This is a genomic window from Williamsia sp. Y721, from assembly GCF_059683565.1.
In genome coordinates this window covers 43328-55194 of the sequence record NZ_JCASNH010000001.1, presented here as the reverse complement: position 1 = coordinate 55194, position 11867 = coordinate 43328, and the positions used below count along the sequence as shown (strand labels likewise).

General features: G+C 60.5%; 6 protein-coding genes. 5 read left to right on the top strand and 1 reads right to left on the bottom strand.

Features of this window, described 5'->3' with window-relative positions:
- Nucleotides 1–160 precede the first annotated feature (160 nt).
- On the bottom strand, nt 161–2713 hold the full coding sequence (gene clpB, locus AC56PL_RS00230) for an ATP-dependent chaperone ClpB (RefSeq protein ID WP_497152693.1): 2553 nt from the start codon (nt 2711–2713) through the stop codon (nt 161–163).
- Between the two features lie 524 nt (nt 2714–3237).
- On the opposite strand from clpB, the gene AC56PL_RS00225 reads away from it, so the two are divergent.
- The 5 genes from AC56PL_RS00225 to AC56PL_RS00205 all read left to right on the top strand — a co-directional run bounded on the left by AC56PL_RS00225 (nt 3238) and on the right by AC56PL_RS00205 (nt 11791).
- Nucleotides 3238–4692, top strand: coding sequence for a type I restriction-modification system subunit M (locus tag AC56PL_RS00225; RefSeq protein WP_497153537.1), 1455 nt, complete (start codon nt 3238–3240; stop codon nt 4690–4692).
- The gene (locus AC56PL_RS00220; RefSeq protein ID WP_497152692.1) at nt 4689–5834 is read left to right on the top strand and encodes a restriction endonuclease subunit S domain-containing protein; all 1146 of its coding nucleotides are present in this window, start codon (nt 4689–4691) and stop codon (nt 5832–5834) included. Before AC56PL_RS00225 ends, AC56PL_RS00220 begins: the two co-directional genes overlap by 4 nt.
- Nucleotides 5835–5848: 14 nt before the next feature.
- Entirely contained in the window at nt 5849–7312 is a 1464-nt protein-coding gene (locus tag AC56PL_RS00215) for a class I SAM-dependent DNA methyltransferase (protein ID WP_497152691.1), read from the top strand.
- A gap of 27 nt (nt 7313–7339) precedes the next feature.
- A complete protein-coding gene (locus AC56PL_RS00210; protein ID WP_497152690.1) occupies nt 7340–10735 on the top strand; it encodes a DEAD/DEAH box helicase family protein in 3396 nt (1131 codons plus the stop codon).
- 279 nt (nt 10736–11014) lie between these two features.
- Nucleotides 11015–11791 (top strand): DUF6615 family protein, encoded by a 777-nt coding sequence (locus AC56PL_RS00205; protein WP_497152689.1) that lies wholly within the window; start codon nt 11015–11017, stop codon nt 11789–11791.
- Nucleotides 11792–11867 lie beyond the last annotated feature (76 nt).

Below are 11867 nucleotides of genomic sequence, written 5' to 3'. Positions count from 1 at the left end.
ACGTATTTCGGAAGCGCTTGAGCACCAGTGTAACCCAAAATCGCCCGCTGTTCAAACGTATGTTCGATATGATTCTCGCGGTGCCATTCCTCGTGCTCGTAAAAGCAAGAACCCCTGCACCGATGTGGCGCAGGGGTTCTTGTTCAATTACTCAGCCGGGTCAGCCGACGACCAATGTCTCGCCGTCGTCGCTGGTGGTCACCGGGACCACGTCGCCGTCGGTGATCTTGCCGGCCAGCAAAGCCCTGGCAAGCTGATCGCCGATGGCCTGCTGCACCAACCGGCGCAGTGGACGAGCACCGTAGAGCGGATCGAATCCGCGTGTGGCAAGCCACTTCTTGGCGTCCTCGGAGACCTCCAGTTGGAGTCGGCGTTGTGCCAGACGCTTGCCCAGCTGTCCGAGCTGGATGTCGACGATCGACACCAACTGTTCAGCCGTCAGCGCGTCGAACACCACGACGTCGTCGAGTCGGTTGATGAACTCAGGCTTGAATGCCGACCGGACCGCAGCCATCACCTGGTCCTTGTCGCCGCCTGCTCCCAGGTTGGACGTCAGGATCAAGATGGTGTTGCGGAAGTCGACCGTGCGGCCTTGACCGTCGGTCAACCGGCCTTCGTCGAGCACCTGCAGCAGGATGTCGAACACGTCCGGATGAGCCTTCTCGACCTCGTCGAACAGCACCACCGTGTAGGGGCGACGCCGAACGGCCTCGGTCAGCTGACCACCGGCCTCGTAGCCGACATAGCCCGGAGGCGCACCGACGAGCCGTGCCACGCTGTGCTTTTCGCCGTACTCGCTCATGTCTATGCGAACCATGGCATGTTCGTCGTCGAACAAGAACTCGGCAAGAGCCTTGGCCAACTCGGTTTTACCGACACCGGTCGGCCCGAGGAACAGGAACGATCCCAGTGGCCGGTTCGGGTCGGCGACACCGGCCCGAGCGCGACGAACCGCGTCGGACACAGCCTCGACGGCCAGTTTCTGGCCGATGACCCGGGAGCCCAGTTCGTCTTCCATCCGAAGCAGTTTCGCGGTTTCACCCTCGAGCATGCGTCCGGCCGGAATACCGGTCCAGGCTGCGACCACCTCTGCCACATCGTCGGGTCCGACCTCTTCCTGCAACATCACGTCGCCGGTCGGGTCTGCACCCGACTTCTCCATGGCGGCAGCAAGTTCCTTCTCCAGAGTCGGGATGGTGCCGTATCGCAGTTCGGCTGCCCGGCCGAGATCGCCATCGCGTTCGGCCCGCTCCGATTCACCGCGAAGTGTTTCGAGGCGTTCTTTGAGGTCACGCACCGAGTCGATGGCGTTCTTCTCACCCTGCCAGCGGGCGGAGAGCTCGTTGAGCTTCTCACGCTGGTCGGCGAGCTCCTGACGGAGCTTGTCGAGACGAATCTTCGACGCGGCGTCGGTTTCCTTCTGCAGCGCGACCTCTTCGACTTCGAGGCGGCGAACAATGCGTTCGACCTCATCGATTTCGACTGGGCGCGAATCGATTTCCATACGGAGCCGCGATGCCGCCTCGTCGACCAGGTCGATGGCCTTGTCGGGCAGGAACCGCGACGTGATGTAGCGATCGCTCAGTGTCGCGGCGGCCACCAGTGCGGAGTCCGTGATCCGGACGCCGTGGTGCACCTCGTACCGCTCCTTGAGTCCACGCAGGATGCCGATGGCATCTTCGACCGACGGTTCGCCGACGTAGACCTGCTGGAATCGGCGTTCGAGGGCCGCGTCCTTTTCGATGTACTGACGGTATTCGCTGAGTGTGGTGGCACCCACCAGGCGCAGTTCACCGCGGGCGAGCATCGGCTTGATCATGTTGCCCGCGTCCATCGCGGAATCGCCGGTGGCACCGGCACCCACGATGGTGTGCAGCTCGTCGATGAACGTGATGACCTGTCCGGCAGAGCCTTTGATCTCTTCCAGAACAGCCTTCAGGCGCTCTTCGAACTCGCCGCGATACTTGGCACCGGCGACCATCGAGCCCATGTCCAGGGACACAACGGTTTTACCCCGCAGACTCTCCGGGACGTCGCCGGCGATGATGCGCTGGGCTAGCCCCTCGACGATCGCGGTCTTACCCACACCGGGTTCACCGATGAGGACCGGGTTGTTCTTGGTCCGGCGGCTGAGCACCTGGACCACGCGGCGGATCTCGGTGTCGCGGCCGATAACCGGATCGAGCTTGCCTTCACGCGCGGCGGCGGTCAGGTCGGTGGAGTACTTCTCCAGGGCCTGATAGGTGTTCTCCGGGTCGGCGGAGGTCACGCGAGCGCTGCCGCGGACTGCGACAAACGCATCCTGGAGAGCCTGGGCGGTCGCGCCGGCGCCGGACAGAAGTTTGGCGACGTCAGAGTCACCCTTGGCCAGGCCGACAACCAGGTGTTCGGTCGAGACGTACTCGTCGTCGAGTTCGCCGGCGAGCTGTTGAGCTGCCGAAATGGCCGCGATGCTCTCGCGGCTGAGCTGCGGCGTCGAGCTGGCGCCGGAGGCCTTGGGCATCCGGTCGACGAGCTGTTGTGCCGCGGTGCGAATCTGAGCAGGATCAACGCCTACCGCCTTGAGCAGCGGCGCGGCGATCCCGTCGGACTGATCGAGAAGGCCCACAAGCACGTGAGCAGGCCGGACATCGGGGTTTCCGGATGCGGCTGCATCCTGGATCGCGGCCGACAACGCGGCCTGTGTCTTGGTGGTGGGGTTGAAGCTGTCCACGAGTCACCTTCCTTCTAACGTCAATACAAGTACATTACGACCGCCATTGCGCCCGTTCATGACCTGCAACGCACAGAGAGTTGAGTCTGTTCCACTCAATTCTAAATCAATGCAGACCTCGTCGAGTCGACTAGTTTGTGCTTGCTACACCAGCTGGATCGCGGTCGCAACATGCGCCTGTTCGATATCGCCGACGTACTCGGCGCCGGCGCCAGCGAGCTACGGCTGGGAAACTATGCCGGAGAATGCAGCCCTGCCAGAGACATAGCAAATTCCACCGGGTTCGCGGTGGAAGCTGCATACAGGCCGAGATGGCGACAGATCGCCGTCCTCGAACGGTCCATTCGTCTGCCGAGTCGGTCTCCAATTTCGCGCATGCACTTATCACGGCGCCAGGGTACGAGCGACAGTTCCGCGAAGTGTCGGACCCTTCGTGCATCCTGAACGGCTGCACGGAAGTCCCGAGCGGCAGGAGGTCACCCATGTCCACAGCACGCGTCCCGTCGGCCACTAGAGTGTCCACTGTGATTACTGGCGAGATGAAGAGCAAGATCGATCGAATCTGGGACGCCTTCTGGTCCGGTGGCATCAGCAACCCCCTCGAGGTCATCGAGCAGATCACCTACCTGCTGTTCATTCGCCGTCTCGACGACATCCAGACCCTCGCAGAGAAGAAGTCGCGCGTCACTGGAGCAACCATCGAGAGCCCGGCGTTTCTACCCGGCCAGGAGCACCTTCGGTGGAGCCAGTTCAAGAACACCTCCCCTGAGCTGATGTACAAAACCATCGCCGATGAGGTCTTCCCGTTCGTCCGCAACATCGGCGACGGCACGACCTATAGCGAGCACATGAAGGACGCCCGCTTCACCGTCCCGACCCCGGCTTTGCTGAGCAAGGTCGTCGACATGCTGGACGACATTGAGATGGCTGGCCGCGACACCAACGGGGACCTTTACGAGTACTTGCTATCCAAAATCGCTGCCGCAGGCGTCAACGGCCAATTCCGCACACCACGCCACATCATCGACCTGATGGTGAAGATGACCGCCCCACAGCCGTCGGATGAGATCTGCGACCCCGCCTGCGGGACGGCAGGGTTCCTCGTCGCGGCCAGCGAGTACTTCCGTGAGACCTACTCCGACGCGATGCTTAACGCAACCGAGCGGTCGCACTTTCACCGATCAATGTTTCATGGTTACGACTTCGACTCCACCATGCTCCGCATCGGAAGCATGAACATGCTTCTGCATGGCATCGAATCCCCAGATATTCGCTACCGCGACTCGCTATCTGAGGGGGCGAGTGAAGACGCCGAAAAGTACACCCTCATCCTCGCTAACCCACCGTTCGCGGGATCGCTCGACTACGAAGCAACGAGCAAGGACTTGCAGCGAGTCGTGAAGACGAAGAAGACAGAGCTACTGTTTCTCGCCCTCTTCCTCAAACTGCTCAAGCCCGGCGGGCGCGCAGCGGTGATCGTCCCCGACGGGGTACTGTTCGGATCATCCAAGGCGCACACGACATTACGGCAGACTCTCGTTGAAAATCAGAAGCTCGACGCGGTCGTGAAACTCCCAAGCGGCGTTTTTCGGCCGTATGCCGGTGTTTCGACAGCAATCTTGTTTTTCACCAAGACCAACTCCGGCGGCACCGACAACGTCTGGTTCTACGACGTCAAGGCCGACGGTTTCTCCCTCGATGACAAACGAAACCCACTCGATGTCAACGATCTTCCCGACGCTCTGGTGCGGTGGCAGAACCTCGAGGCCGAGAAAGAGCGGGCCCGCACCGAGCAGTCCTTCCTCGTGCCCAAGGCCGACATCGTCGCCCAGGGCTACGACCTCTCGCTCAACCGGTACAAGGAGATCGTCCATGACGATATCGAGTACCGAGCCCCCTTGGAGATTATCGCCGACATCGAGCAGCTCGAAGACGAGATCGCCAAGGGCCTCGTCGACCTGAAGGCAATGCTCTCGTGACGAAACTTGGCGAGATCATGGTGACGCGAGGCGGATCGCTGAACCCCAGCGTTTTCCCTGACGAAGAGTTTGAGCTATACAGCATCCCGGCCCACGACCGGGGTGGACCCGAGGTCATGCGCGGATCGGAAATCGGATCATCGAAGCAGATTGTTCAGCCTGGCGATGTGATGATCTCGAAAATCATTCCCCACATCCGCCGTGCACGTGTAGTAGGACCGTATAAAGGAAGGCGTCAGATCGCCTCTGGCGAATGGATAGTCTTCCGTGGCAAGGGCTTCGACGTTGACTATCTTCGCCACTTCTTGTTGAGCGACCGATTCCATGGACAGTTCATGAACACCGTAGCTGGCGTCGGCGGATCGCTCGTCCGAGCTCGTCCGGCCCAGGTGAAACTTATCGAAGCCCCTCTCCCGACTCTCCCCGAGCAGCTCCGCATCGCCGCGATGCTCGACCATGCCGACGCTCTCCGCACCAGGCGCCGCCAAGCTCTCACCCATCTCGACTCCCTCGCCCAGGCGATCTTCAACGATATGTTCGGCAACGTTCGAACCAACGAGCGCCAGCTCGCTAAGGTAACAATTGCCGAGGTTGCCGAGCGCGTCACCGACGGTGAGCACAAAACACCGCGACGGTCACAGACGGGCGTCGCGCTCTTGTCTGCGCGTAATGTACGTGATGGATGGATCGACTTCTCGAACACTGACTTCGTGGATGAGCCCGAGTACGCCGCCCTGAGCCGTCGGATCGAGCCGCGTCTCGGCGACGTTTTGATCTCATGCTCGGGCACAATCGGACGGGTAGCCCAGGTGCGTGCTGGACACCGCTTCGCGATGGTCCGGAGTGCAGCCTTGGTCCGACCCGGCCCTTCTGTCGACCCGACTTACCTGGAGAAAGCGCTCGCCACTCCGACGCTCAAAGCCATCATGATCGCTCAAGCAAACTCGTCGGCCCAAGCCAACCTTTTCCAGAACCAGATCAAACGCCTGCCGATACTTGTCCCGCCGTTCGACGAGCAGCGTGAGTTCGCCGTACGGGTCGACCGCATCAACGACGTGCGTTCGCTCATGCAGGACGCGATGGTCACCGAGGACACTCTTTTCGCTTCCCTCCAATCCCGCGCTTTCCGCGGTGACCTTTAAGCGGGCGCACCCAGATGTCGGACAGTGACTTCAAGCCAATCATCGATGACATCTGGTCTGCCTTCGAGGAGTTCGGGATCGAGGACGGCTACGACATCGTCGCTCAAGCGACCCTGCTGCTGGCGGTTCGACGGCTCGACGTGATCCACGTCGCTGCGGAAAAGAAGGCGAATCTCACCGGCAAGCCGATCAAGAATCCGATCTTCGACGCCGAGACAGACCATCTACGCTGGTCGAAGCTTAAGAACACCGCATCCAGCACGATGTTCACTTTGTTTGAGACCGAAGTTGTTCAGTTCGTGCGCGAACGCGGCGGGACTTTCTCCGACGTGATATTCACGGTCCCTTCACCCGCCGCTTTAGGTCGACTGGTCGACACAGTCGACCGAATCCCGTACTCAGACTCGCAGACCAACGGGTCCGTCTACGAATACCTAATCTCAAAGATCACGACGAAGAACAGCGCCGGTGGCTTCCCGACACCGCGACACTTGGTCGACTTGATGGTCAAAATGGTCGATCCACAGCCGGCTGACATCATCGCCGATCCAGCGAGCGGCACGGGCGGCTTCCTCATCACAGCCGCGAACTACCTGCGGGAGAAGTATCCCGAGCTCCTTCTTGATGAGGTACGCCGGAAACACTTCCACAACGGGCTATTCCACGGGTTCGACAATGACCCGGCGTTCGCACGCATGTCCACCATGAATTTGCTCCTCCATGGAGTCGATCACCCCGACGTCCGCCGCCACGACTCGATCGCACCCATGCCAGACGATGTCGGCAGCTACTCACTGGTACTGACGAACCCGCCGTTCAACGGGTCAGTCGAGAAGTCGGCCCTCGACAAGGATCTGTACCGCGATGTGAAGTCGACAACGAAAGCACCGTTGTTCGTCGGTCGGGCTCTCAGCCTTCTACAGACTGGCGGCAGAGCAGCGGTCATTGTCCCCGAGGGCGTGCTGTTTGGTTCTCAGAAGGCACAAGTAGCCCTGCGCAAGACCCTCGTCGAGGACCACAAGCTCGATGCCGTAATCAAAGTACCGCCCGCCGCCTACGAACCGTTTTCGTCAACTCAGACTGCGATCCTTGTCTTCACCAAGACCGGTGTCGGCGGCACCGATCGTGTCTGGTTCTACGAAATCCGGGCCGACGGCCGATCACTCGACAAGAAGCGCGCGCCAGTCGCGGAGAACGACCTCCCTGACGTCCTCGCTCGGTGGACGACGCTGACAGACGCTGACAGCCCGGAGTCATCCCGCGCACGAACTGATCAGAGCTTCTCCGTGTCCTGCGAGGAGATTGCTGCCAACGACTATGTGCTGACATTTAGCCGCTATCAAGAGATCCCAAGCGACGCCATGCCTACGCGTCCGCCCAGTGAGATCCTTGCCTGCATCAAGGCCCTCAACGCGGAGATCGATACGGGCATCGCCGCGTTGGAAGATTTGTTGGGATCGTGGCCTTCGGCCACGTAGGTCACGCGATACGGCAAGATCTACCACGTGAGCAATTTCGCCTTCGCCAAGCAAGCGCTGCCGTCGCTATTCGACGACTGCGCGCGGTCAGAGGCATACCTCGCTTCCGACCCGCGCGCAGCGTGCGTCTATGCCCGTCGCGTGGCTGAGTTACTCGTCGCCTACATCTACGACGTCGCCGGTTTGCCGGAGCCATACCATGCCGATCTCGCAGCGAGGGTTGCTGCGCCGGCATTCAGAAATGTGGTGGGCCAAGGCATCGCCACGAAACTCACGCTCATCCGCAAGGTCGGCAATAATGCCGTCCACGAGCAGACCCCCGTGCAGAAACAGACAGCCTTGCAAGTCCTGCGCGAGCTGCACCACGTCGTCACCTGGACGGCGTTTCACCACTCTGCTGCCCCCGGGGTTGTTCCGACTTCAGCACAGTTCGATCCGAAGCTCGCGGCGCAGCGGGCTCCTCTCTCGCGCGAGGAGGTCGTTAAACTTGCCGAGAAGTTCAACGCCCAGGACCAGGCCCACGCCACGCAGCTGGCGGAGAAGGACGAGCTTCTCAAATCCCACGAAACCGAGATCGCGGCCCTGCGCGAACAGATCAAGGCCGCCCAGGCGTCAGCCAAGACGGATGACCGCGACTACAACGAAGCCCGAACGCGGGATCTCTTCATCGACTTGCTGCTCGCTGAGTCTGGCTGGAAGCTCGACCAGGCCAAGGACCGCGAGTACGAGGTCAGCGGTATGCCCAACACAAGGGGCACAGGCTTCGTCGACTACGTACTTTGGGGTGCTGACGGGCTGCCATTGGCAGTAGTGGAAGCGAAGCGCACGAAGAAGGATCCGAAAGTCGGCCAGCAGCAAGCCAACCTGTATGCCGATTGCTTGGAAGCCGCGTTCGGGCGCAGACCGGTGATCTTCTACACCAATGGGTACGAGCACTGGCTATGGGATGACGTGGGCGGCTACCCGCCCCGGGCTGTCGCAGGTTTCTACACGCGGGACGAACTGGAGCTGATGATCCAGCGCAGAACAAGCCGCCAAGCCTTGGCTGGTCAACCAGTCAATAACGCTATTGTTGAGCGCCCTTATCAGACGCGCGCAATCAAGGCCGTCGGCGCTGCTTTCGATGCTCAGCAAACTGACGCGTTGCTGGTCATGGCGACGGGATCTGGCAAGACTCGCACGGTGATCGCTCTGGTCGACCAGCTGATGAAGGCGGGTTGGGTCAAGCGCGTCCTCTTCCTCGCCGATCGGATTGCGCTCGCAAACCAGGCGGTCAACGCATTCAAAACCCACCTATCGCAGGTGACCACCGTCAACCTCATCACCGAAAAGCGCACCGACGGCCGGGTCTACATCTCGACGTACCCGACGATGATGGGCTTGATCGACGAGGTCGAGGCCGCTGGCCGACGTTTCGGCCCTGGCCATTTCGACCTGATCGTGATCGATGAGGCTCACCGCTCGGTCTACGCCAAGTACGGCGCCATCTTCGAGTACTTCGACTCGCTTCTAGTCGGCCTGACGGCCACCCCCAAGGATGAGGTCGACCACAATACCTACCGTCTCTTCAACCTCGAAGACGGTGTTCCCACCGACTCCTACAGCCTCGATGAAGCCGTGTTCGACGGTTACCTCGCACCGCCGCGAGCCGTGAAGGTCGGCACCAACTTCCTTGAACGTGGCATCAAGTACGCCGATCTCTCCGATGAAGAGAAAGACGAGTGGGACATCATCGACTGGGGTGACGACGGCCCGCCCAGCGAGATCAACGCAGCAGCAATCAATCAGTTCCTGTTCAACGAGGACACCGTCGACAAAGTTCTCGAGACTCTGATGACCCATGGCTACAAGGTGGCGGGCGGCGATCGGCTCGGCAAGACGATCATCTTCGCCAAGAGCCAGAAGCATGCTGACTTCATCGAGGAGCGTTTCAACAAGGCCTACCCGCAGTACGCTGGGCACTTCGCCCGGACGATTACCTACCAGCAGACCTATGCCCAATCACTCATCGACGACTTCGCCTCGAAAGACAAGAACCCCCACATCGCGATCAGCGTCGACATGCTCGACACTGGCATCGACGTCCCCGAGGTGCTCAACCTCGTCTTCTTCAAGACAGTCCACTCGAAGACGAAGTTCTGGCAGATGATTGGCCGAGGCACGCGCCTGTGCCCGGACCTTTTGGGCCCGGGGCAGGACAAGCAGGACTTCTTTGTCTTCGACTTCTGCGGCAACTTCGAGTACTTCAGCCAGAACCTGCCAGCGGTCGAAGGCTACACACAGAAGTCGCTGTCGCACAGGATCTTCGAGTCCCGCCTCGACCTCATCGAAGTCCTCGACCACACCGACGAACTCGGAAAAGTGCCGGTGTCGGACGAGTCAGACGACGGACTGCGCACAGCCACCGCTCGCATTCTGCATTCGGTGGTCGCTGGCATGACGTCGGCCAACTTCCAGGTTCGCCCATATCGCAAGTCGATCGAGATGCTGGCGGAGTGGGACGTCTGGGACCAGCCGTCGATCGATGAGGTTGCCGAAGCCGCCCGAGCTGTCGCCGGGCTCCCCTCAGCCGGAACACCCGCCGACAACCAAGACGCAAAGTACTTCGACCTGGTCGTTCTTCGACGTATGCTGGCCCAGCTCGACGGCGACGTCGCGGTTGCTGAGAAGATGCGCGAGAGGATCCAGCAGATCGCGAGTGGGCTTCTGGCCAAGCTCACAATCCCCGACGTTGCGAAACAAAAGGTGCTGCTCGAAAGCGCAGCGAGCGACGAGTGGTGGGTCGACATCACCCTAGAAATGCTGGAACTCCTTCGGCTGCGAGTTCGCGCCCTCGTCCAGTTCCTCGACAAGAACCAGCTCGCGCCCGTCTACACCGACTTCGAGGACACGCTCTCCTCACCCGACGAGGTTCCCATCCCCGGTGTCTCGACCGGCGTCAACATCGCACGTTTCCGTTCCAAGGCTGAGGCATACCTCCGGCAGCACCTCGACAATGTCACCCTTGAGCGCCTCCGCCGAAATAGGCAGCTCACCGCGACCGACCTCGACTCGCTCGAAGACATGCTGGTTACTTCTGGAGCCGGCCAGAAGGTCGACATCGCATGGGTGTCCGAGCGGGCCGGCGGCTTGGGAATCTTTGTACGCGGACTGGTCGGCCTCGACCGCGCGGCCGCCGTCGATGCCTTCGCTGATTTCCTCGACGAAGGGAAATTCGCCGTCGAGCAGATCCGCTTCGTAAATTTGATCGTCGACGAACTCACCAAGAACGGCGTCGTGGAGCCCGGTCGCCTCTTTGAGTCGCCCTACACCGACTACGCCCCGACGGGACCCGACGTGGTCTTCCACGATGACCAGGTCGAAGTCATCGTCGACACTCTGCACCACATCAAGCGGACTGCGGTTCCCGAGGAGGTTGCGTGAAGTGGGGCCGCCACTCAGCAGTCCAGATCAATTCAGATTGAAGGTCGCCCCTGCGCCGCAGAATATATCGTTTAGGCACAGGTTGGCGATTCGGCGATTTGGTCCCCGTTTTACGGCTCCCCACCGAAGTCCGGAACAGCAAGCTAGGCCAGTCAGAAACTACGCAGACCTAGAACAGGAATTACCATTTATCAAACATTCTGGTGGGCCTCAGCACTGAGCCGATTTGACACCCGAGACGCATTGGCTCATGTCTTCACGCGCAATGTTGCCGGAACTATGACTACGGGGGTACCACCCGAGGAAGTCACAACCTTCAATCTGGTTCGGCGACTCGCCTACCAAGCGATTGCAGGAGGGCATCGCGCAATCGCCCTGCACAGCCGCCCTTTGGAAGGTGGGAACGCTCGTACTGGTCGACGGCCGAGCGGCATCGACCTCGAGATGGCAATCGAAGTGAGTCCAGGAAGTTGGCGGGATCTTGTATTTCAAGCCAAGAAATTCGATCCGCACTCTGGACGATATATCGGCTGGAAAACTAACCAGAATTACAATATGCAAATTTGGGCCAGGAAGCACGGCGCCCGCACACCGGCAATGCTCCTTTACAATACGATGACTCCGCCGTTCCCGACAGCAACTGGCATTTACAGCGACCTGTTCAAGAGTTGCTGCGTTCAGCCAAAGCAGTGTCACGGGGGGAAATGGCCGGGATCGATAATGCACCCGTTTGGACTCCCCGACCATAGGACGCCGATGGCAGTGAGCATTGTCCACGACAGTACGATGCTGTCGACACTGAATGACCCAAGACCCACTGATGTAGCTCAGGGCGCGTACCCGTGGGAGTGCCTATTTTGCCCTACCAGCCCGTTGGCGGGTGCGGCGTTGTCCACACCCCCCGACTGGGCGGCAGACATTCTCGAACTACAACCCGCCATTCCTGAAACCCCCGACGATGCGAGCAATTCGGACGCCGATGAACGTGACTCCAGCGCCGACGAAGTCGAGGACCTAAACATCCCGGCCTTCTCGCTCGTGCTGCCCTTCGACTAGCCTACGAAACGAGACCGGGACTGCTGCATCGAATCAGACCTGTCACGTCTCCGCACCAGCGAAGATCGCTTGCGCT

Excerpts from the sequence above, each read along its gene's own strand:
- AC56PL_RS00215 (WP_497152691.1), top strand. The coding sequence starts at position 5,849 with ATGTCGGACAGTGACTTCAAGCCAATCATCGATGACATCTGGTCTGCC.
- AC56PL_RS00205 (WP_497152689.1), top strand. The coding sequence starts at position 11,015 with ATGACTACGGGGGTACCACCCGAGGAAGTCACAACCTTCAATCTGGTT.